Source organism: Desulfobulbus alkaliphilus, assembly GCF_016918545.1.
Taxonomy (GTDB): domain Bacteria; phylum Desulfobacterota; class Desulfobulbia; order Desulfobulbales; family Desulfobulbaceae; genus Desulfobulbus; species Desulfobulbus alkaliphilus.
In genome coordinates this window covers 1-22,310 of the sequence record NZ_JAFFQC010000033.1, presented here as the reverse complement: position 1 = coordinate 22,310, position 22,310 = coordinate 1, and the positions used below count along the sequence as shown (strand labels likewise).

Genomic DNA, 22,310 nt, shown 5'->3' with positions numbered 1-22,310 from the left:
ACATTCCCGGTTGAACGTAAGGGTATTGGACCGGCTCCGGACTTACCGATTGAGCAGTCGTACCGCACCTTTGTCGGCCGAAGCGGCAAAGTGGGCATACACCTGAAGCGCCCTGGACACCTTTCGTACCCGTGAAGGGGTAAATGCCAGCATACCTTTGCTCTCCTCTTGACGGCGTCGCTCCGCAAGCTCCTCATCGTTGACCAGAAGAGAAATGGTTCGGTCCGGAATATTGATATCGATGGAATCACCGTCCCGGACCAGGGCTATGGTCCCGCCCCCGGCCGCTTCCGGAGAGACGTGGCCGATGGAAAGACCCGAGGTGCCTCCGGAGAAACGGCCGTCGGTGACCAGGGCGCAGGCAGCCCCCAGATGGCGGGATTTAAGGTATGAGGTGGGATAAAGCATTTCCTGCATGCCCGGCCCTCCCCTGGGGCCTTCGTAGAGGATAAAAATCACGTCTCCGGCCTGGACCGCACCGGAGAGAATCGCTTCACAGGCATCCTCCTGAGAGTGGTAGACCCGAGCCCTCCCGATGAAATGGAGAATGGAAGGATCCACGCCGGCTGTTTTGACGATACATCCCTTTTCGGCGAGGTTACCAAAGAGCACGGCCAGGCCCCCGTCACGGGAGTAGGCATGTTCGATCCGGCGGATGCAGCCTGTTTCCCGGTCGGTATCGAGTTCGTCATAGAGGGTCTGCTGGGATCCCATGACCAGGTTGCGAACACCCGCCGGTGCGGCGCGGAACAGATTTCTGGCCGATGGATCGACCTGAGGTCGCATGATATCATAGCGGTCAAGCGCCTCGCCCAGGGTGAGTCCATCGACCCGGAGAACAGAGGTGTCGAGCAGGCCAGCTCGATCAAGCTCTCCCAGGATGCCGAGGATGCCCCCGGCGCGATTGACGTCTTCGATGTGGAAATGGGAACTGGGAGCAACTTTGCACAGATTGGGGACCCTGCGGGAAAGGGCGTCGATATCGTGCATGGTGAAGTCGACTTCGGCCTCGTGGGCCACGGCGAGGATGTGGAGAACGGTATTGGTGGAGCCGCCCATGGCGATATCCAGTGCCATGGCATTTTCGAAAGCGGCCTTAGTGGCAATGGAGCGGGGCAGGAGCGAATCATCACCCTGATCATAAAAGGCGCTGCATAGCGAGACAATACGCTCAGCTGCCTGATCGAACAGGCTCAATCGTGCCGCATGGGTGGCAACCACGGTGCCGTTGCCCGGCAGGGCCATGCCCAGGGCCTCGTTGAGACAATTCATCGAATTGGCGGTGAACATGCCGGAACAGGAGCCACAGGTCGGGCAGGCGGCCCGCTCGACTTCGGCAATCTCGGTGTCACTGACGGTGTCATCACCAGCCATAACCATGGCATCCACCAGATCAAGGGCTCTGTTGCCGATCCGGCCGGCTTCCATGGGGCCACCGGAAACAAAGATGGCGGGAATGTTGAGCCGCATGGCCGCCATCAACATGCCCGGAGTGATTTTGTCGCAGTTGGAAATGCACACCATGGCGTCGACCTTGTGGGCATTGCACATGTATTCCACTGAATCGGCGATCAGTTCCCGGGACGGCAATGAATAGAGCATGCCGTCATGGCCCATGGCAATACCGTCATCTATGGCGATGGTGTTGAATTCGGCGGCAAAGCAGCCCTGCTCTTCGATACTTTGTTTCACTCTCTGGCCGATCTGGTGCAGATGCACATGGCCGGGGACAAATTGGGTGAACGAGTTCACCACGGCGATGACCGGTCGACCGAACTGCGCCTCCTGCATGCCGTTAGCCCGCCAGAGCGCCCGGGCTCCTGCCATCCTTCTCCCTTCCGTCGTTGCCGCACTCCGCAGTGGGTGAGTCATTTTTTTCTCCATCACTCTTTATTTGACTGTTTGCTGTTATCCTTGTTCAGAAAAAAAGGTCGTTGTGCAGAATCGAACCATTGTGGGGGAGTGAGTCTCACCCGTGGGTCCGGCAGCCATGCTCTTGAATTCGTGACGGCCGCTTGTTTTGAGTATGTCTTACTGTAATTATCTTGTAATTGCAGCGGAATCCTTGCCAAGAACTTTCACCAGCCGTTCTTTGGGGGCATCCCTTCGCTCGCCATCTTTATTGTCCGTAACTGTCCGATAAAGTCAATTTTAATCGAAAGGGCAAAGGCGATAAAGCTGACGCACGGACGAAGGTTCGCGGACCCTGGATACTGTTCTTGCTTTTGGCGCGAAAAGGCAGCCACTGGAGCTGCTTACTATTTTTTCCTTGTTTTTTATTGTTGGTTAACGATAGAACCAAAAAAGAACTCTCCGTCAATTTTAAACTGGTATAAGCAATGAAACAACAGGAGATTAATTATTGGATCACTGCCATGCTCCACAAGCATGATCGGGTGTCGGATCTGAACCTGACGGTGGGCAAGAGCCTGCAGGTGGAAAGCGACGGTGTCTTGGTCCCGGTGGATGTCAAGCCTCCGGTGACTGAACTGACCCCGTTTCAGACCGAAGTGTTCGCTCTGAATCTCATTGGCGGTAATCGGCGCCTGCTTCGGGATCTGGTTGCCAAAGGGTCATGTGACCTCTCCTACTCTCTTGATGACAAGGTTCGCTTCCGTGTCAATATTTTTTCGCAAAAAGGATATTATACTTCGGTTTTGCGAAAACTTGAGACCAAGATCCCCTCCATCAAGGGATTCCAGTTTCCCGAGGCCTTCAGTAAGATGGCCCGGGAGGTGAATGGACTTATCCTTTTTACCGGCGCCACCGGCACGGGAAAAACGACATCCATGGCAGCAATTCTCAACCGGATCAACGAGGAGCGGCCTGTCCATATCGTGACCCTGGAGGATCCCATCGAGTATGTCCATCCTCATAAAATGGCGACGTTCAATCAACGGGAAATGGGGGATGACTTCGATACCTTTGCCAGCGGTCTGCGCGCAGCCCTGCGACAGGCACCCAAGGTCATTCTCGTAGGCGAAATCCGCGATCGGGAAACGCTTGAAATCGCTCTCACCGCGGCGGAGACCGGGCATGTGGTCTTCTCCACCCTGCATACCATTGATACCGGGCAGACCATCAACCGAATTCTTGGTATGTTCGAAAAAGATGAGCAACCCCAGATCCGTAACCGTCTGGCCGATACCATCCGCTGGATCGTCAGTCAGCGCTTGTTGCCAAGGGTCGGGGGTGGCCGGGTGGCGGCCCTGGAAATCCTGTGCACCAGTCTGCGGGTCAGGGATTTGATCATCAACGGTGAAACCGAGGAAAAGACTTTCTATAATGTTGTCCGCGAAGGTTCAACCCGTGATATGCGCACCTTTGATCAGCATCTGATGGAGTTGTTTGAAACCGGGCTGATCACCGAGGAAGCCGCCATTGTTCATGCTTCCCACCGCAGTGAAATTAAACGGGGGCTGGACACGATCAAGGCCTCCCGCGGAGAGCGCACCTCAAACATCGACGACCTGCGCATGGAGCAGGAGGAGAATGATCCGTATGCTCGATAATGAGGTGTTTCCCGTTTGCCCCCTTTTTTACCCTTCCGACACTGTTAGTAAGGATATCTCATGTTGACTCAATGTCCTCGTTGCCTGCAACCGTTTCAGTTCAGTGATGATCAAATTACCAAGATTCAACAAGCATTGTCCAGGCTGGAGGCCGGAAAAAAACTGGCTTTGAAATGCCCCCAATGTCGAAACGGCATTGCCCTGGAGGCTCCAAGCCTTGAAGAACACCGAACTGTCGAGGTGGAGCCACCACCGCCTCCAGAGCTTGATTGGTTACAATCGGGTTTGTACAAGGGGGAGGAAACAGTCGAAGATGTGCCCATGGCCCTTGTTCTTGACACTCCCGGTGAACTTCGTCAACGCATTGGCGAATCTCTTGAGGCCGTTGGTTATCAGGTGGTCCTGGTCGACTCGGTGGCTGCTGCCATCGAACGTATGCGGTTCGTTCATTTTTCCTCCGTCGTGTTCAGAACGGAAATGGAAGGTGATCTGGGCCAATCCGCCTTTCATGCCTACATGCGCAATCTGCCGATGGAGCGCAGGCGGTACATTTTTTACATTCTTATCGGTAACCGGCTGCGCACCCTCTACGACCTGGAAGCTTTGGCCAATTCCGCCAATCTCACCATCAGCACCAGTGATCTGCATCACCTCGATATCGTTCTGCGCAAAGCGATTCCAGCCTATGAAGAGCTTTTCGGCCCCTTTCTGGAAGAACTCGGCACGTATGGAAAACGCTGATGGACGTGGATCTCTCCTGCTGCCAACAGGTGTGCGGCCGTTTGCCGACCAGGCCGGGTTTTAAAGGACTGCAGGCAAAGAAATACCTTTTTTCAAGCGGAAACAGTTGTTTTTCAGGGACGATTCTGGTAGATAATTTCCCTTGTCAGAAGGACGAACAGAGGCAGAGCGTCTCTGGCGTATTATTAATCATTGACTGGGACCGGTATCGGTTCCCCCACAGGAACACTCCATGACAAAAAACGGAACTCAACCCGCGTTTGCGGCAGAAGACAACAGCTTTGAGGAAATGAGCTTTGCGGAACTTTTTGAACAGGAAGACAACAACACCGTCATTAATGTCGGTGAGGTTGCCCTTGGCACTGTTGTCGGTCTCAGCAGTGACGCCGTCCTGATCGATGTCGGCGATAAGGCGGAAAGTTTTATTCCCCTTGCCGAATTCCGCCATGAGGATCCAGATCGGGAAATTAAGATCGGTGACCAGTTCGAAGTCTTCATTGAAAAGAGAAAGGAGGAAGGCGGGCTGCTGCTTTCCCGTGAAAAAGCCATTGCTATCAAAGTCTGGGAGCAGATCGCCAACATCCAGGAAGAGGACGGAACCATTGAGGGCCGTATCGACAACCGGGTTAAAGGCGGTATGTCCGTTGACATCGGGGTGCCTGCGTTTCTTCCCTATTCCCAGATCGATCTTCGTCCTGTCAAGGACCTTGATGGTCTTATTGGCCAGACTTTTGAATTCAAGATTCTCAAATTTAACCGTAAGCGCAACAATGTTGTCATTTCCAGGCGTGCTATCCTGGAAAGTCAGCGCAGTGCCTTGCGTGAGCAGATGCGCACCACCCTCGAGGAAGGCCAGATCATCCGCGGTGGCATCACCAATATCACCGATTACGGCTTGTTCATCGACCTGGGAGGCATGGATGGGCTTTGCCATATCACCGACCTTTCCTGGGGTCGGGTCTCTCATCCGTCCAAGCTGTACACCGTCGGTGAAGAGATCGAGGTCAAGATCCTCAAGTACGATAAAAATTCCGACCGGGTTTCTCTTGGGGTCAAGCAATTGAAAACCGATCCCTGGGAGCGGGTACCAGAACAGTATGCCCCCGGTTCCCGGGTCAAGGGGAAGGTTGTCTCCATCACTGATTACGGGGTTTTCGTCGAACTTGAAGAAGGGGTCGAGGGATTGGTGCACATTTCGGAGATGAGCTGGTCGAAAAAACCACGCCATCCTTCAAAAATCGTCGGCGTTGGCGAGGAGATCGAAGTGCAGGTACTCAAGGTTGAGGCCGAGACCAAGCGGATCTCACTGGGTATGAAGCAATTGCTGCCCAATCCCTGGGATGTGGTTGAAGAGAGTTATCCCGTTGGTTCGGTCATCGAGGGGAAAATTAAAAACATCACCGATTTTGGTATCTTCATCGGCATTGAGGAGGGCATCGACGGTCTCATTCATGTTTCGGATCTCTCCTGGACCGAACGAATTAAACATCCTTCGGAGAAATACGCCAAAGGGGAAACCATCCAGGCGGTCGTGCTCAAGATCGACAAGGAAAACGAGCGCTTTTCATTGGGCGTGAAGCAACTGGAACCTGACCCCTGGCAGGCTGCAGCCAGCAATTATCCCATCGGCTCCTCTGTCGAGGGGACCATCACCAACGTCACTGATTTTGGTGTATTCGTTCAATTGGAAGAGGGGATTGAAGGGCTGGTACACGTGTCCGAGATTTCCAAGGAAAAAGTGAAAACACCGGTGGGTTTGTTCCATATCAACGATACCCTGCAGGCCACGGTAATCAATGTCTCAGCCGATGATCGCAAGATCGGTCTTTCCGTGAAAGCGTTGCAGGAACAAGAGGACAATGATGGTGCCGCACCGGAAGAATATGTGCAGAAAGTACAGAGCACCGGGCCATCCACCATCGGAGATCTCTTGAAAGCAGCGGCAGGTGAGGATGTGAATAAATAGACGCGTCGCCCTGGATGATCGTCTATAAGGCTAGCAACGGGTGTTTCACCCTGCTGCGCTAAGCGCGGTCAGGTGAAGCCCCCTTCCTCTTGTCTCCGCAACAAGGGCCTTATGTTACCTGGTAACGATGCGGTTGGTTTAAAAGGATACTTATCATGCTGAAGCGTGAACTGGTCAATCAGGTCTCCGAGCAGCTTGGCGATTACTATAAGCAGGACATCGCCCAGGCTGTTGAAATCATACTTGAAGAGATTTCCCAAGCGCTTGCCGAGGAAAGGCGGGTGGAAATACGAGGGTTCGGCAGTTTTTCGGTGCGGACACGCAAACCACGGACAACAAAAAATCCGAAAACAGGAAAAATGATGAACATTCCTGCACGAAAGACCCTGCATTTCACCATGAGCAAATCTTTAAAGGAAGTGCTGATCGACGAAATTGAGTAACAGGAATTTTTTTCCGAGAAAAGACCGAACCAATGCCTTGGTTCGGTCTTTTTTTTTGATCGCCGCCATGAAAAGTCAGAGTCATCCTCGCCACAAAAGCCTGATCATGGCAGATTCGGTGCTGGTGAACCGTGCTCTGTCTTGATTTTCCCCAGGCCTGGATCCGTGAGCGGCCGGTGCAGGTTGTTATCAAGGATTTTACCGTAATTATAATCTGATGACAGCAAAATCTATCCGAAACAAGAGCCCAGACGTTATGGATTGAGGCCTGGGCTATAGGAAAGGGCTGATATCCCCTTTACCCTCCCGGAGTATTTCCGGCTGTTCGGTCAGCAGTGAGATGACGGTTGAAGGTTGCGGGATGATTTCACCTCCTTCGAGAATCAGGTCCACCTGTTTGCCAAAGAGCCTGTCGACATCGAGACTGTTGCAGACAGGCTGGTCATCATCCTCGAGCGTGGCGCTGGTGTTGAGGATCGGGTTGCCCAGAGCTTCAAGGATAGCCAGACAGATCGGATGGGCCGGTACCCTGATGCCGACGGTTTTCTGCCTGGTCAGCATGATTTTCGGTACCAGTTTAGAACCCGAAAGGACAAAGGTGTACGGACCGGGAAGGTTTTTGCGCATCATTCTATACGCAGTGTTGCCGACGTGCCCGTAATTGCTGATATTGGTTAAAGAGGCACACATGAAGCTGAAAGGTTTGTCCTTGGGACGCCTCTTTATCTGATAGATTCGTTTAACGGCTTTTTGGTTGAAGATGTCGCAGCCGATACCATACATCGTGTCAGTGGGATAGCAGATAACCCCTCCACGATGCAAGGTCTCAACCACCTGGGCGATGAGACGAGGTTGCGGATTCGCAGGATTGATTTCAAAAATTCTGGCCATGAGCGGAATTTGGGTATCATGAAGTTCAGGCAACTGGAGCTTTTTTGTGCCGGATATGGTGCGCATGCCGGCATGCCCTGGAGGGCGCCGGAAAAAAGACTCAATGCATAATTAAGCAAGAACCTCTTGAAAATGCCAGATTTTTTTCTGCTTGCTCCTGTTTTACCCTCTGCGCTGTTCGGCCTGAAGTATTCGCTCTCTGGGTGGAAACCAACAAGAGTCGCTGTTCAGCGGGTGCACGTTGATGGTCATCGATCCCGGCGCTCAGCAGAACCTTGCCCTGTACACCAAGGGACCGTTCATGGGGCAAGGAAACGACAGTCGTACTCAGGGGGTTGTTGGACAGGTGCTTTCTTTTTTTATTGGAATTTGCTAAACTATACGTTTATTGTAAAGTCTTCAACTGTCCCCGATACAGATGCCTGAATCCGTGACGGCTGGATTCTTGTTTTGGATATATCTTGCTATAATCAGCGTATCATTGCAGCGGAATCCTTTGATAATATCCTTCACCAGCCGCCCTTCGGGGCTTCTGTCCGCACGTTCACGGATCCAGGATACTATATACTACAGGTCGGGCTGCAGCCCGGCGCCATGAACCTGTCCGGTTCTGTGCCCGGCCTGTTTCGTTATGCTCCTGGGCGATGGCTTTTTTTATCCAATATGTGCATCCCCGTGCATGCGGGCTGGTTCAGGAAGACATGTTTCCGCTGGGCTATCCTTTTTTCTTCCGGCGAACAATCAGTGCATTGCCAGACAGCGACACCGACCGCGCCCCTTTTTTTTTTCTGTTTTCCTCCAGCCGATAAGGAGCTAGCATGTTTCAGCAAGAAATTCCCATGGCGCTCACCTTTGATGATGTGCTTCTCGTTCCAGGGGCTTCGGAGATTCTGCCCTCGGATGTTTCTTTAACAACTCGCCTTACCGATACTCTAGAGCTGCAGGCGCCACTGCTAAGTGCTGCCATGGATTCGGTCACCGAGCATCAGACCGCTATTGCCATGGCTCGCGAGGGGGGAATCGGCATCATTCATAAGAACATGGATGTTGACGAACAGGCCAAGGAGGTGGAAAAGGTCAAAAAATCTGAATCCGGCATGATTGTTGACCCGATCACGGTTACCCGCCATCAGAGTGTGGCCGAGGTGCAGGCGATCATGCGTAACTACAGGATATCCGGGCTGCCTGTTCTTGATGGTGACAAACTGGTCGGCATTGTCACCAACCGTGACCTGCGCTTTGTCTCCGATGATGGGCTGCGAGTGAACGATGTCATGACCAGTAAAAACCTGGTGACCGCGCCGGTGGGGATTGATCTGGTCCACTCCAAGGCGCTGCTCCATGAGCATCGGATCGAAAAACTGCTGGTGGTGGACGACAATGGTCGACTCAAAGGGTTGATCACCATTAAGGATATCGAAAAAATAAAACAATATCCTAATGCCGCCAAGGATGATTTGGGACGTTTGCTGGTTGGCGCGGCCATCGGCGTAGGCCCGGACATGCTGGGGCGGACCGAGGCCCTGGTGCAGGCCAAGGTCGATGTAGTGGTTCTCGATTCCGCTCATGGGCATTCCGCCGATATACTCCGCGCTGTGGCGGAGGTTAAAAGCCATTTCCCTGATTTGTCCATCATTGCCGGTAATGTTGCCACCGGTGAGGCGACCGGTGCGCTGATCAAGGCAGGTGCCAATGCCGTCAAAGTCGGTGTAGGGCCTGGATCGATCTGTACCACCCGGATCGTTGCCGGTGTCGGTGTTCCTCAGCTCACCGCCTTGAAAGACTGTGTTCAGGTCGCTGTGCAAAAAGGTATTCCCATCATAGCCGATGGCGGTATCAAGTTTTCCGGGGATATCTGCAAGGCCATCGGAATTGGTGCCCACTCGGTGATGATCGGTTCGTTGTTCGCCGGAACCGACGAGACCCCAGGTGATACATTCCTCTATCAGGGGCGGCGATATAAAGGATACCGCGGCATGGGCTCCATCGGTGCCATGAAAAAAGGGTCCGGTGACCGCTACTTCCAGGATGCGGAAAGCAGCAAGCTGGTTCCCGAGGGTATTGAAGGCAAGGTGCCCTACCGTGGTCCGATTGCGGAGATGATTTACCAGTTGCTCGGTGGTCTGCGATCCGGCATGGGGTATACCGGCGCCGCCACCATTGCGGAACTGCACCAGAAGGCCCGCTTTGTTCAGATCTCCACTGCCGGTCTTCGCGAATCCCATGTTCACGATGTCATCATTACCCGGGAAGCGCCGAATTACCGGACTGAAAGTCTGTAGCCACCGTTTTTTCTCATTGTTTTCATACATGCATAGGCAGCCCATGTCGACTTATAAGCAGAAGGTAATTATTCTCGATTTTGGCTCGCAGACCACCCAGCTGATCGCCCGCCGCATCCGCGAACAGAAAGTGTACAGCGAGATTCATCCCTACACCCTTGAATTGGCTGAACTCAAAGCGATGCAACCCACAGGGATTGTCCTTTCCGGCAGTCCAGCCAGTGTCTACGATGCGGACGCACCGATCAGTGATCCCGGAATTTTTACCCTCGGTATTCCGATACTCGGCATCTGCTATGGCGCCCAGTTGATGATGGTTCAACAGGGAGGTAGGGTTGAGCGCGCCGAGAAACGCGAATTCGGGCAATCCCGGCTTAATATCGCTTACACCGGCGGCATTTTTGCCGGCATGGAGATTGCTCCCGCCCATTATCAGGTCTGGATGAGCCATGGTGATCGTATCGAGGAATTAGCCCCCGGTTTCGAGGTCACCGCCACCAGCGATCATTCGCCCTATGCGGCCCTGCGTCATGTCGACCAGCCCTTTGTTGCCGTCCAGTTCCATCCTGAAGTTGCCCATACCCTCATCGGCAACGATATTCTTCGCAACTTCATCTTCGGGATCTGCGGTTGTCAGCCGAACTGGACCATGCACTCCTTTATCGAAACCACTGTGGCGGAAATCAGGGCTCAAGTGGGATCGGAGCAGGTCATCTGTGCCTTGTCCGGCGGAGTCGATTCTTCGGTCACCGCTGCTTTAGTCCATCGGGCCATCGGCGATCAGCTGACCTGTATCTATGTCAATAACGGTTTGATGCGAACGGGTGAATCGGAAAGTGTCCTGCGATTTTTCCGGGAAAAAACCCATCTCCATGTTATCGATGTCGATGCGACCAATTTCTTTCTCACGGCTCTGCAAGGGGTGGTGGACCCGGAGGAAAAGCGAAAAAGAATTGGGTACGGGTTCATCGACATTTTTGAAAAGGAGGCCGGCAAACTCGGCACGGTACGCTATCTGGCGCAGGGAACACTATATCCCGATGTCATTGAATCCGTTGTGTTCCGGGGAAAAGCCCCCATCAAATCGCATCATAACGTCGGTGGACTTCCCGAACGGATGCACCTTGCCTTGATTGAACCCTTGCGGGAACTGTTCAAGGACGAGGTCCGTGAACTCGGTCTCCAACTCGGTCTGCCCGAAGAGGCCATCTTTCGCCAGCCTTTTCCAGGACCAGGACTGGGGATTCGCATTATGGGCGAGGTGACAGTCGATCGCCTGGCTATTCTCCGTCAGGCCGATGTCATCGTCCTTGAGGAAATGAAAGATTCCGGCTGGTACCGTAAGGTCTGGCAGTCTTTTGCCGTCCTGCTGCCGATTCAGACCGTCGGGGTCATGGGGGATTCCCGTACTTATGAGCATGTCATTGCCTTAAGGGCAGTGGAAAGCCGGGATGCCATGACCGCCGATTGGGCACGCCTGCCCTATGAGATTCTCGGCCGGATTTCCAACCGGATTATCAACGAGGTGCGGGGTGTCAACCGGGTGGTGTACGACATATCATCCAAGCCCCCGGCCACCATTGAGTGGGAATAGCGACAATAAAGAGAGGGGAGTCTATCGCCTGGATATCCGTGAACGTACGCCCCCCAAGGGCGGCTGGTAAAGGGTATTATCAAGGATTCTGCTGTCATTATAAACTGATTACAGCGAGATATATCCAAAGCAGGAGTTCAGCCGTCATGAATTTCAGGTATCGGTTTGAACCGGTGGTTCATTGTGTATGTTGAAAACAGCAATATATGTTGATGCGGAAAATATCAAGATGAGTGGTGGATACGGCATGCGCTATGATGTGCTTGTCGATCTGGCCAACAACGCGAATTCGGTGATGCTCAGGGCCAACTGCTATCTTGCCGAGGACCATGAGCGGACCCAGCGGGATCCTGATTATCGGCAGAAAGTATACGCGTATCATAATATTCTCCGCAACTGCGGCTTTAAGATTATCAAGAAATATGTCCGCCGCTTCCGGGATGAGGATGGCAATATCACCACCAAGGCCAATGCTGACATGGATCTGGCCATCGATGCCTTGCTTCAGGCAAGAAATCTCGATCGGATCATTCTGCTCACCGGGGACGGAGATTTTCTGCGACTTATCATCGCCCTGCAGAACATGGGCTGCCGGGTGGAGGTCATTGGCTTTCATAATGTCAGCAAGGACCTGCGCGAGGTGGCTGATTCGTATATCTCGGGGTTTCTTGTCCCTGGGCTGCTGCCCATAGCCGGCAGCAGTTACGGTGATGCTGGTGAACAGTGGCAGCGCGGCAAGATTGCCAACTTCAACCAGGAACGGGGGTTCGGCTTTTTCCGCTATTACCGGTTGCAGGAGAATCTGCTGCAATCGGAAACCGTGTTTTTCCATTTGTCTAAATCAACCCTGGCTTCCGATCATTTTTTCCAGGAGCCGCACCGGATTTTCGAGTTCAGGATCGTCGAAAATCCGGCCAATAATAACCGTTCCGAGGCCTGGGATATTCGCCTGCTTAAAGAAGGTTAAAAACTCCTGAATCCGTGACAACTGGACTCCTGTTTTGGACATATCTTTTTGCAATCATTATATAATTGCAGCGGGATCCTTGGCAATAACTTTCACCCGCCGCCCTTCGGGGGCATCCGTCCGCACGCCATCTTCATTGCCCGTAACCGTCCGATAAAGTGTACTTTAATCGAACGGTCACGAACAACGAAGCTGACGCACGGACTAACGCTCACGGATTCAGGGAACTGGCAGCACCGCCTTCGTCTTCGGCTATACGGTAGGAGAACCCTCTTTCAATCGATTTTTTGAGCCTATGGAGAAATTACAACCTGACCAGGACGGCAGGAGGGCGGCGGCCCGAGAGGCGGCCACCAGATATGCCGTGGATATGACCGCGGCTGTGGCCCTGTTTGCGTCCCTGACCGGTCGGGCCGCGGCATGGGCCAACGGTGAGAATCGCGAGGCGTTGATGGACGAATTATGCAGCCTGCTTCCGGCATACCGCCATCCGGTTCATGATGCCAGTACCGAATATATTCTGTTCATCAACCCGGCTGGATTGCCGCCGAATGGGCCGGCACCTGTCCAGGCCGGCAATACCCGGGAGGCCGCGTATCAGAGCTATCTTGCTCTGGTTCGCCGGCAAGGCCTTTCCAGGCGGGCGGCGGTGGAGAAAGTCGCCTGCATGCATGGGTACACCGGGTATGTGGAGGCTCTGCAAGCGTTGAGAGAAGAGCAGGAAGAAGTCGTCCGTCGCTGGCAGAAGAGCGCCCCTTGCTTGACCGAGACTATCCAGCAACGGTGGCGGGGTTTGCTACCGGAAACCTGAATCCGTGAACGTTCGTCCGGTGGTGAAGGTTATTGTCAACCTGGATCCGTGAGCGGACGCCCCAAAGGGCGGCGGGTGAAAGTTCTCCTTAAGGATTCTGCTGAAATTAAGATATAATTACAGCAAGGTATACACAAAAAATCGTCCAGCCGTCACGGATTCAGGTGTCAAGGATTCAGGATAAAAAAAACGGTGATGGTAATCACGACTTGCGCAAGCTGATGGATGCGGATATGCTATGAATTTATTCCGTAACTCGTTACTTTATGGGAATGATTGCCCTATTCTCCGATCACCAGTGTTTCCAATGACCAGGATCAAATGAACTCCATAAACTCCAGCCCGTGTCCAGCCACAGCCATTCTCCTTATCCATTGCCCTGACAGCAAAGGCATTGTCGCCGCAGTCAGCGAATTTATTTATAAAAACAATGGGAACATTACCTTCCTCGGCCAGCATGTCGATTTATCGCGGGAGGTTTTTTTCATGCGGATCGAATGGGAACTGGATCAGTTCATTATTCCTAATGAAAAGATCGGGGAATATTTTGATACGCTCATCGCCAAGAAGTACGATATGAAATGGCAGCTGCACTTTTCTCATGAAATTCCGCGGATGGCTATTTTTGTCTCAAAAATGCCCCATTGCCTTTATGATATCCTCTCCCGCTGGAAATCCGGCGAGTTAAAGGTGGAAATACCGCTGATCATCAGTAACCATGCCGATCTCGAACCCGTGGCCAGGCAGTTTGGCGTTGAATTTCATTTTTTTGAAATCAATGGAGACAATAAGCGGGACCAGGAACAGGCTCAACTGGAACTCCTGAAGAAGCACAAGGTGGAATTCATTACCCTGGCCAGGTATATGCAGATATTGTCCAGTGAGTTCATCCAGCACTATCAAAATCGGATCATCAACATCCATCACTCCTTTCTTCCCGCCTTTCCCGGTTCCCGACCCTATCATTCAGCCTTTGAGCGGGGGGTCAAGCTTATCGGTGCCACCAGCCATTACGTCACAGAAGAATTGGACGCCGGCCCCATTATCGCTCAGGACATCATTCGGGTCAGTCATGCCGACTCGGTAGCGGATATGGTGCGGAAAGGTCGGGACCTGGAAAAAGTCATCCTGTCCCGATCGGTTTACCATCACCTGCAACGGCAGATTCTCGTTTATCAGAACCGGACCCTGGTTTTCAGCTGAATCGACCTCTCTGCTGGTCAATGATCACAGGCAATCCCCTGGATCCGTAACGAGTTGGCTGCAGTTCGGGTTTTATATTACTGTAATAACCCTCTCGTTCCGGGAAGAATTTTTCTAGCAGACCTGCTCCGCCGCCCTTCGTGGTGCCACGTCTGCACACAACCGGGGCAGCTGAAACCGTGTGCCCTGCAGGCCTGTGATACATCACGCAGGCTCAAACCCGTGATCGGATGATCGGTTACCCTTTGCTGGGAGCAGAGCCCGCAAGGACCAGGACCATCTTTTTTTGTCGTACTTAATGAGCAGGTCCTCTCCCACTTTCCTGAATCACGGACCCAGGAAACTGTCTGTCAGGACTCTTCCGGTGGCATCGTCTCCATCTCGAAGAGGTGGAATTCAAGCATGCCATCGTAGATGACGAAGGTGTTGATGTAGCGTCCGGGATTGTCAGGGACTTCGGTATTGGTGGTAAAGATACCGAGATGTCGATCCTGAACCGGCATTTCGGGGTCAACCAGGACCCACATGAGCGGGGCGTTGTCTCCTTTGGTCTGCACAGTCAGGATATGGCCGCCGAAGGGTATGGGGAGGGTCTGTATACGGTTGGGCTGCAGTTCGTATTTCCAGATCGTCTTCATGAAAATCCCTGTATGAGGTGTCACCCGAGGAACCAATCTTCTTGGGAAAACCTGTTGGTTTGCTGCCGGGAATGAGCGGGTTTGTTGCTGACCTGCAGGTTGGTACCGCCGTCACGGATTCAGGATCCTGTTCGGTAGCAGGGATGCGGGGATGCGGTCGCAGCGCAGGCTGGATCCGTGGCACGCTTGTTTGCGGGCAACCTCTAATCGGCTCATGATTGTAAACCTGTTGTCTCCGATTTGCAAGGATACCGCCCATCAGCCCTGCGAGCCATGAACAGCTGTTGAGCGGTGATCCGGTTCAAGAACATCCTTGCGGAATCTGCCAATTCTGTTATCAGTGCAGATATTTTTTGCATCCAACGGCGGGCAGATGGCGCCTGTCAGGGGCATACTGGATTATACTTTTCACCTTTCAGGATCTATTATGAATTTCCCTATTGATTTGTCGGCATATACACCGGTGAGCCTCACCACGGACCAAACAGCATTGAGTACCGAACAACGGGCGACTTTGCTGGAAAATATTCGTCTGGCACGCGACAGCATTGTTTTTTTTACCGCCCTGGCCAACACCAAAGGATTGGGCGGTCACACCGGGGGTGCCTATGACATTGTCCCTGAACTGCTCATTGCCGACGGTTTTATCAAAGGAACAGGGTCCTGTTATCCCGTCTATTTTGACGAAGCCGGACACCGGGTTGCCATCCAGTACCTGATGGCGGTACTCAACGGCTTTCAACCCGCGGAGTGGCTCCTGCATTATCGCGAGTTCGGTCAGGGGCTCTACGGCCATCCGGAACGTCAAGAGGAGAACGGCATTTTTTTCAGTTCTGGCCGCCTCGGTCACCTCTGGAGTCATGTCAACGGTGTTGCTGAAGCCCATCCCGGGCAGACGGTGTTTCTGTTCGGCAGTGACGGATCGCAGCAGGAGGGGGGGGATGCCGAAGCGGCCAGGTATGCCGTGGCCCGTGGGTTGTCGGTCAAGCTGCTGGTGGACGACAATAACGTCACCATCGCCGGGCATCCCAGTGTCTATATGCCAGGGTATGATCTGGCCCGTACCCTTGCCGGCCATGGCTTGACAACCAGCACCTGCGACGGTGAGGATATCGACGCACTCTTTGCCTGTATACACAAAGCCATCGTGACTCCAGGGCCGGTGGCGGTGGTCATTAAACGACCGATGGCGGTCGGGGTGCCTGGCATCGAAGGCTTACCCAAGGGGCATGATGTCATCCCCGTGCCCATGGCCATTGAATATCTCACTGCCAAAGGGCGGGATGCCGCGGTGGCCCTGCTCAAGGAAGAACCGACCAAGGGCGGAAAGGTTCTCTATCGGGGCAGTTCGCCGGAGTCGGACAAAAATCGTGATGCATTCGGCCGGATCGTTGCAGATCTCATTAAGGGACTGAACAACCCTGTTGAGCGGGTCCTGGTGGTGGATTCTGATCTGGAGGGTTCCTGTGGCCTGCACCATATCCGCAAGAACTGTCCCGAGGTGTATGTTCACGGTGGCATTATGGAGCGGAACAATTTTTCCGTGGCCGCCGGATTCGGCTCCATACCCGGTAAACAGGGAATCTACGGAACCTTTTCCGCTTTCCAGGAAATGGTGATTTCCGAGATTACCATGGCCCGGCTCAATCAGGCCAATGTCCTTGCCCATTTTTCCCATTCCGGGGTCGATGACATGGCGGACAATACCTGCCATTTTGGTCTCAATAACTTCTTTGCCGACAATGGCCTGGCTGAGCATGACCGGACCCGGCTCTACTTTCCCGCTGACACCCTCCAGTTGGAAGCGGTTCTTCGCTCCGTCTTCCATGACCCGGGGCTGCGCTTCATCTATTCAACCCGATCCGGCACCCCGTTTATTCTCAACGAGCAGGGGAACAGGTTTTTTGAGGCGGGCTATACCTTTGCTGCCGACCGTGATGAAGTGATTCGGGAAGGCCGCCACGGTTATATTGTCTCTTACGGTGAAATGCTCTATCGCTGCCTCCATGTGGTTGAGCTGCTGCGGGAGGAGGGAGTGCACATCGGCCTGATCAACAAGCCGGTCCTCAATGTGGTGGATGAAAGCATGCTGGCCCTTGTCGGCTCCAGCCCCTCGGTGCTGGTGGTGGAAACGCAGAACGTGAAAACCGGATTGGGGATTCGCTATGGGACCTGGTTGCTGGAGCGTGGCTATACACCGAAGTACGGGTATATGGGGTCATGGAAAGACGGAGCGGGCGGATTGTCCGAACAGATTCCTTATCAGGGGATGGGCACGGATGCCATCCGTGAGCAGGTGATGCGGATGCACAACAGCTGAGTGACTGTTCCGCGGCACCCTTCAAAAAACCCGCGTTGCTTCCCAGGAAGCTACGCGGGTTTTTTGGTTATGTGCCCTGAGACCCGGTTCTTGGCGGGAATCGGTTCCGCGCATCTGTGCTGCGGTCGTTCATGGGCAAAAGGGGTTACAGGTCCTGAGGCCTGACCACCTCGCCCCGGGTTGCCTTGAGGGCTGCAAGGCCGTTTCTTTGTTCGCTATAGACCGCGAAAAGTCTCTCCGAGGCCCCCTTTTCCTTCCGCCATGCGGCCTCCTGCAGGTCGATCCGGGTAATTATGTTGTCGATATAGAGCGAGAACTGCATGGTGTAGAGGGTTTCGGGATACTCCTTGTTGATTTTTTCCCTGAACAGTCGTTTCAGGTCATCGTACCTGGGGATCAGTCCGATGGGTGTCTCAATGCCCTGGACCTCACCATGGGTGAACAGTTCGAGCCAGCCCAGCCAGACGTGGACATCCTTTTTTTCTCCCAAAAGGCCTTTGCCGCTGCCACCCCTGGCGTCATGGGTGAGGAAATAGTTCAATCCGGCCATGACTGGCTTATAGCGTATCTTGCTGTTGCCGTAAAAGTTGAACTGAGCGTCGAGATAGTCTGCCAGGCTGCCCGCGACAAAGGGGGTGTTCGCCCACGGCTGACGATTGACACCGCTGGCGCCGATTTCGGCCGCCGTTGCCTTGGAGACAATCGAGGCGCCGATAGCAACACCGGCATCCATGGTTTTCGCCACCCAGATCGGCGGCATGGTGTTGCTGTCGCGACCGGAGTAGGTGATCACTTTGATGACGATACCGGCCGGATCATTGTTGATGGCCTCATTGTGGTTGCGTACCCCTTTGGCCATCAGCGTGCAGCGTGAGTTGGGGTGGGACATGGGCACCCCGGTCATCTCCCTGGTCCATTCACCCTGGAAATTGATTCCTCGTTCCGGTGGCGGTTCACCATCGCCGACCCAGCGCGGTTTTCCCTGGTCGTCAATCAGCACGTTGGAAAAGATCACCTCTGCCCCCGGCTCGCGCAGACACTTCATCAGGTACGGGTCGCCCTCATAGTTGACATCCTCGATGATGCCGAAAATCCCTACTTCCGGGTTGACGGCCCGCAAAGTGCCATCTTCTTCGATCCACATCTGAGCCAGGTCGTCGCCGATGAAATCGTCGCCGACCATGGCTGTCGTGGTCTTGCCGCATCCCGAGGGTGCGGCACCGGCAAAAAACGTTTTCCGCCCCCCCGGCCCGGTGATGCCGGTGATGAACATATGTTCGGAAAGTTCCTGGCCGTTTCGTTTGTAGATGGCGCAATCGGAGGCAAAACGGTGGTTGCCTTTTTTCATCAGCAGGGTGTTGCCGGCATAGGTGCAGAAGGTTGAAAAGGTGGTCTGCCAACTGCGGTCCATATAGATGCGCGCCCTGGGGATATCTTCGGAACGATGCGAACCTTCGGAGTGGACATTGGTGAAAAACTCACCCCGCCGGGCGACTTCCCGGTCAAAATCCGCATAGCAGTTGCGATAGAGCAGTTCCGCGGAGTGCATGACATAGGTCGAGCTGGAAATCTCGATGGCGGGAATGGAGGCCTGGGCGCCCACCGGACCACGGCTGTAGAAGCCGACGAACATGGTTTTGCCCTGCATGATGCCACGCATGTTCGTGTCGATGTAGGCGTGGGATTCAGACCGCAGTTCTTTTTTTGCCAGGGAAGAGACCTGCTCATCTTGATTGACGATATAAAAGGTCTGATTCACCATCCGTCCCTGATCTTCGGGCAGATCGAAGTGATAGGTGTGGTCCGGTATGGCCAGCGACGTTTCCTCACCTTTTTCCAGACTCATGCCGCGGATTGTTTTCCGGTCCTCTTCACTGCCGGTGTGGATGAAAACACGATCCGGTTTGCACATGGCGATGGCGTTAGCGACCTTGAGCAGTGCCTCCTGGTTGGTTATCCTGGCCAGTCGGGCGAGGTGCTCCTCGTCCAGCTGCTGTGCGAACAGTTTTTGTGCTTCGCTTATGGTTGCGACGCCGCCTACCGTTGATAAAATATCAACCCCTTTCTTGAACTCCAACATCCTGCCTCCATGGGATTTTGCTCTTGAATTTCTCTAGAATCACTGCGGAAATACCAGTTACAAGTTTGTAAAGTACTTTTTTTAGCTCGAATTTGCCGAATACGCAAATAAGAATGCAGTGTTGAGGATGTTTTTCAAGAAAGCCGGGGGAAAACGATCCCGCCCTCGGGTATGCGCTGCCATTTCAATTCGATGGGGAAAGGTTTGACTCGCCAGACCTCGCGGCAATATTGGGCGATGGAACGGTCCGAGGAGAATTTTCCCATACGGGCGACGTTGAGAATCGACATCCGCGTCCACTGTTCCCGTTTGCGGTAGCTGTCCGCCGCCTGTTGCTGGCAATCGACGTAGGATCTGTAGTCAGCCAGCACCAGATAGGGATCGTGTTCGAGTAGATTGGTGAGCAGCGGTTGAAACAGATCGTGGTCACCGTGGGAAAAGTGGCCGGATCGGATCAGGTCGATGGCCGCTCGTAATTCGTCGTCGCTCAGGTAGTAGTCAGCGGGCCGGTAGCCGGTGGCCTGCAATTGTTCCACCTCGGGGACACTCAGACCGAAAAGAAAAAAATTGTCCTCGCCGACCTCTTCCCGGATCTCGATATTGGCTCCATCCGCGGTGCCGATGGTCACGGCTCCGCTAAGGGCGAATTTCATGTTGCCGGTTCCCGAGGCCTCTTTGCCGGCCAGAGAGATCTGTTCGGAGAGATCACTCACCGGGTAAACCAAGTGGCCGGTCTGGACATTGTGGTTGGGAAGGAAATAAACATGGAGCCGGTCCCTGGTGTCGGGGTCGTTGTTAACGACTTCGGCAACCGCATTGATGCACTTGATGATCAGCTTGGCCATGAAATAGCCCGGGGCGGCCTTGCCGCCGAAAATACAGACTCTCGGTGTCAGATCGAGGGTGGGGTTGGCTTTGAGACGGTTGTAGAGGGTGATGATATGGAGCAGGTTGAGATGCTGCCGTTTGTATTCGTGAATGCGCTTGACCTGGACATCGAACAGGGCATTGATGTCCAGGGTGACCCGGTGCCTGTCGCGGGCAAAGGCGGCGATATCCTCTTTGTTTTCCTGTTTGACCCGCCGCCAGGCGGTGCGGAAGGCGGCATCGTCTGCCAGAGGTTCCAGACGGCGCAACTGTGTCAGGTCGGTGATCCACGCTTCCCCGATGGCCTCGTTGATCAGCTGGCTGAGTCGCGGGTTGCTGACCAGCATCCAGCGGCGTGGTGTGACTCCATTGGTGATATTGATGATTTTTTGAGGCCAGAGACGATGAAAATCAGCTAAGGAGGATGTTTTCAGCAGATGAGTGTGCACGGCGGCAACCCCGTTGATGGTCTGGCTGCCAACGCAGGCCAGGTGAGCCATACGCAGGGAACGGGGCCCGGACTCGTCAATGATGGACAGGTTGCGGACAATGGTCTCATCTCCTGGATAGCGCAGCCGAACCTGGTCGAGAAAGCGGTGGTTGATCTCAAAGATGATCTCCAGGTGCCGGGGGAGCAGGGAGCCAAACAGGCTCAGCGGCCATTTATCCTGGGATTCGGGCAGCAGGGTATGGTTGGTGTAGGAAAATGTCCGGGTGGTGATATCCCAGGCCTCTTCCCAGTTCAGGCAATGTTCATCAAGGAGCAGGCGCATGAATTCAGGAATGGCCACCGCTGGATGGGTGTCATTGATCTGGACGGCGAAGTTGTCGTGGAAATTGTCCAGACTGTCATGACAGAAGAGGTGCATTCTGATCATATCCTTCAGGGAGCAGCAGACAAAAAAGTACTGTTGCTCCAGACGCAGCTTTTTCCCCTGAAATTGTTCATCATTGGGATAGAGGACCTTGGTGATATTTTCAGCGCTGATCTTCTCCGCCACGGCACCAAAGTAATCGCCAACATTGAAATCCTGAAAATCAAAGGATTTTGGCGCCTCAGCGCTCCACAAGCGCAGGGTGTTGACCGTATTGACCTTGTAGCCGGGAATGGGAGTGTCGTAGGGAATACCGATCACCACCCGTGCCGGCACCCAGCGGTGGTGGCGATTGCCTTGGCCATTGACATAGGATTCGGTGCAGCCGCCGAAGCCCACTTCCTGAACCAGATCGGCTTTCTTCACTTCCCAGGGGTTGCCAAGTTGCAGCCATCGATCGCTGAATTCTTTTTGCCAGCCATTGACGATCTCCTGATCGAACATGCCGAATTCATAACGGATGCCGTACCCAATGGCCGGAATTTGCTGCGTGGCCAGGGAATCGAGATAACAGGCGGCCAGGCGGCCGAGTCCTCCGTTGCCCAGTCCCGGCTCTTTTTCCTGGTCAATGATGGCCTTGAGGTCCAGGCCCGTCTCCCGGGCGGCAATGGCAAATTCATTGAAAAAACCCAGGTTGATGAGACTGTTGCACAGGTGCGGGCCGGGAAGGAATTCCGCGGAGAGGTAGCAGACGAGTCGACTTTCTTTTTCCAGTTGGGCTTCGGTGGAATTGATGAAAAGGTGCTGCATACGGTCGCGAACAGTCAGAGCCACCGCCTGGTAATAATCATTGAGGGACACCGAGAGCACCGTCTTGCCCTGCTGATAAAAGAGTTTATAGGCAAAGGCGCGCTTGAGTTTGTTGATATCGCAGCTGTGATTGGTAGGGGCCGCCTGCACAGAGGTGGCGCTCAAGGTTGGTTCCATTGCTTGCTCTCTTGAGCCTGAATCCGTGACGGCTGGACTCTTGTTTTGGGTATATCTTACTGTAATTAGTGCCTGAACTAAAACTCAAAAACAACAATAAATCAAGTTGTTGTCACCATGCTCCAGACATGAAGAAAATGAGAGCATGAATAACGACGAGAGCCGTTAATAGTGTAACATATTGATTACTATG

General features: G+C 53.7%; 15 protein-coding genes. 10 read left to right on the top strand and 5 right to left on the bottom strand.

All coding sequences use genetic code 11. The annotated features are described in order from the left end of the window. Nucleotides 1–42: 42 nt before the first annotated feature. A complete protein-coding gene (ilvD, locus tag JWG43_RS14525; RefSeq protein WP_205243672.1) occupies nucleotides 43–1,872 on the bottom strand; it encodes a dihydroxy-acid dehydratase in 1,830 nt (609 codons plus the stop codon). A 467-nt stretch (nucleotides 1,873–2,339) separates the two neighbouring features. On the opposite strand from ilvD, the gene JWG43_RS14520 reads away from it, so the two are divergent. The 4 genes from JWG43_RS14520 (at nucleotide 2,340) to JWG43_RS14505 (ending at nucleotide 6,662) form a co-directional block, all read left to right on the top strand. Next, entirely contained in the window at nucleotides 2,340–3,512 is a 1,173-nt protein-coding gene (locus tag JWG43_RS14520) for a type IV pilus twitching motility protein PilT (RefSeq protein ID WP_205243671.1), read from the top strand. A gap of 60 nt (nucleotides 3,513–3,572) precedes the next feature. Beyond that, the gene (locus JWG43_RS14515; RefSeq protein WP_205243670.1) at nucleotides 3,573–4,253 is read left to right on the top strand and encodes a hypothetical protein; all 681 of its coding nucleotides are present in this window, start codon (nucleotides 3,573–3,575) and stop codon (nucleotides 4,251–4,253) included. Nucleotides 4,254–4,485: 232 nt separating this feature from the next. After that, complete coding sequence (locus tag JWG43_RS14510; protein ID WP_205243669.1) at nucleotides 4,486–6,219, top strand: 30S ribosomal protein S1; 1,734 nt, start codon at nucleotides 4,486–4,488, stop codon at nucleotides 6,217–6,219. A gap of 155 nt (nucleotides 6,220–6,374) precedes the next feature. Then, the gene (locus JWG43_RS14505; protein ID WP_205243668.1) at nucleotides 6,375–6,662 is read left to right on the top strand and encodes an HU family DNA-binding protein; all 288 of its coding nucleotides are present in this window, start codon (nucleotides 6,375–6,377) and stop codon (nucleotides 6,660–6,662) included. 273 nt (nucleotides 6,663–6,935) lie between these two features. On the opposite strand, the gene JWG43_RS14500 is transcribed toward JWG43_RS14505, so the two are convergent. Further along, complete coding sequence (locus JWG43_RS14500; protein ID WP_205243685.1) at nucleotides 6,936–7,553, bottom strand: L-threonylcarbamoyladenylate synthase; 618 nt, start codon at nucleotides 7,551–7,553, stop codon at nucleotides 6,936–6,938. 818 nt (nucleotides 7,554–8,371) lie between these two features. Here JWG43_RS14500 and guaB point away from each other — a divergent pair. The 5 genes from guaB (at nucleotide 8,372) to purU (ending at nucleotide 14,410) form a co-directional block, all read left to right on the top strand. After that, nucleotides 8,372–9,835 carry an IMP dehydrogenase gene (gene guaB / locus JWG43_RS14495; RefSeq protein WP_205243667.1) on the top strand — a complete coding sequence of 488 codons (1,464 nt, stop codon included), beginning with the start codon at nucleotides 8,372–8,374 and terminating at the stop codon, nucleotides 9,833–9,835. 43 nt (nucleotides 9,836–9,878) lie between these two features. Beyond that, entirely contained in the window at nucleotides 9,879–11,429 is a 1,551-nt protein-coding gene (gene guaA, locus JWG43_RS14490) for a glutamine-hydrolyzing GMP synthase (RefSeq protein ID WP_205243666.1), read from the top strand. Nucleotides 11,430–11,616: 187 nt separating this feature from the next. Then, entirely contained in the window at nucleotides 11,617–12,396 is a 780-nt protein-coding gene (locus JWG43_RS14485) for a LabA-like NYN domain-containing protein (RefSeq protein WP_205243665.1), read from the top strand. 295 nt (nucleotides 12,397–12,691) lie between these two features. Beyond that, on the top strand, nucleotides 12,692–13,207 hold the full coding sequence (locus JWG43_RS14480; RefSeq protein WP_205243664.1) for a hypothetical protein: 516 nt from the start codon (nucleotides 12,692–12,694) through the stop codon (nucleotides 13,205–13,207). Nucleotides 13,208–13,528: 321 nt separating this feature from the next. Then, nucleotides 13,529–14,410 carry a formyltetrahydrofolate deformylase gene (gene purU / locus JWG43_RS14475; RefSeq protein WP_205243663.1) on the top strand — a complete coding sequence of 294 codons (882 nt, stop codon included), beginning with the start codon at nucleotides 13,529–13,531 and terminating at the stop codon, nucleotides 14,408–14,410. A gap of 350 nt (nucleotides 14,411–14,760) precedes the next feature. Here purU and JWG43_RS14470 read toward each other — a convergent pair whose 3' ends face one another. Then, the gene (locus tag JWG43_RS14470) at nucleotides 14,761–15,048 is read right to left on the bottom strand and encodes a DUF7352 domain-containing protein (RefSeq protein ID WP_205243662.1); all 288 of its coding nucleotides are present in this window, start codon (nucleotides 15,046–15,048) and stop codon (nucleotides 14,761–14,763) included. Between the two features lie 427 nt (nucleotides 15,049–15,475). Between JWG43_RS14470 and JWG43_RS14465 the strand changes: the two genes are divergently transcribed. Beyond that, on the top strand, nucleotides 15,476–17,368 hold the full coding sequence (locus tag JWG43_RS14465; RefSeq protein WP_205243661.1) for a thiamine pyrophosphate-binding protein: 1,893 nt from the start codon (nucleotides 15,476–15,478) through the stop codon (nucleotides 17,366–17,368). Nucleotides 17,369–17,513: 145 nt separating this feature from the next. Here the strand turns inward: JWG43_RS14465 and JWG43_RS14460 are convergent, their stop codons facing one another. Next, the gene (locus JWG43_RS14460; protein ID WP_205243660.1) at nucleotides 17,514–19,448 is read right to left on the bottom strand and encodes a phosphoenolpyruvate carboxykinase (GTP); all 1,935 of its coding nucleotides are present in this window, start codon (nucleotides 19,446–19,448) and stop codon (nucleotides 17,514–17,516) included. A gap of 134 nt (nucleotides 19,449–19,582) precedes the next feature. Next, nucleotides 19,583–22,117, bottom strand: coding sequence for a glycogen/starch/alpha-glucan phosphorylase (locus JWG43_RS14455; RefSeq protein ID WP_205243659.1), 2,535 nt, complete (start codon nucleotides 22,115–22,117; stop codon nucleotides 19,583–19,585). Between the last annotated feature and the right edge of the window lie 193 nt (nucleotides 22,118–22,310).

Coding starts and splice junctions, on each gene's coding strand:
- JWG43_RS14465 (WP_205243661.1), top strand. CDS start 15,476: ATGAATTTCCCTATTGATTTGTCGGCATATACACCGGTGAGCCTCACC.
- guaA (WP_205243666.1), top strand. CDS start 9,879: ATGTCGACTTATAAGCAGAAGGTAATTATTCTCGATTTTGGCTCGCAG.
- JWG43_RS14485 (WP_205243665.1), top strand. CDS start 11,617: ATGTTGAAAACAGCAATATATGTTGATGCGGAAAATATCAAGATGAGT.
- JWG43_RS14510 (WP_205243669.1), top strand. CDS start 4,486: ATGACAAAAAACGGAACTCAACCCGCGTTTGCGGCAGAAGACAACAGC.
- JWG43_RS14455 (WP_205243659.1), bottom strand. CDS start 22,117: ATGGAACCAACCTTGAGCGCCACCTCTGTGCAGGCGGCCCCTACCAAT.
- JWG43_RS14470 (WP_205243662.1), bottom strand. CDS start 15,048: ATGAAGACGATCTGGAAATACGAACTGCAGCCCAACCGTATACAGACC.
- JWG43_RS14500 (WP_205243685.1), bottom strand. CDS start 7,553: ATGGCCAGAATTTTTGAAATCAATCCTGCGAATCCGCAACCTCGTCTC.
- JWG43_RS14520 (WP_205243671.1), top strand. CDS start 2,340: ATGAAACAACAGGAGATTAATTATTGGATCACTGCCATGCTCCACAAG.
- ilvD (WP_205243672.1), bottom strand. CDS start 1,872: ATGACTCACCCACTGCGGAGTGCGGCAACGACGGAAGGGAGAAGGATG.
- guaB (WP_205243667.1), top strand. CDS start 8,372: ATGTTTCAGCAAGAAATTCCCATGGCGCTCACCTTTGATGATGTGCTT.
- JWG43_RS14460 (WP_205243660.1), bottom strand. CDS start 19,448: ATGTTGGAGTTCAAGAAAGGGGTTGATATTTTATCAACGGTAGGCGGC.
- JWG43_RS14515 (WP_205243670.1), top strand. CDS start 3,573: ATGTTGACTCAATGTCCTCGTTGCCTGCAACCGTTTCAGTTCAGTGAT.
- JWG43_RS14505 (WP_205243668.1), top strand. CDS start 6,375: ATGCTGAAGCGTGAACTGGTCAATCAGGTCTCCGAGCAGCTTGGCGAT.
- purU (WP_205243663.1), top strand. CDS start 13,529: ATGAACTCCATAAACTCCAGCCCGTGTCCAGCCACAGCCATTCTCCTT.
- JWG43_RS14480 (WP_205243664.1), top strand. CDS start 12,692: ATGGAGAAATTACAACCTGACCAGGACGGCAGGAGGGCGGCGGCCCGA.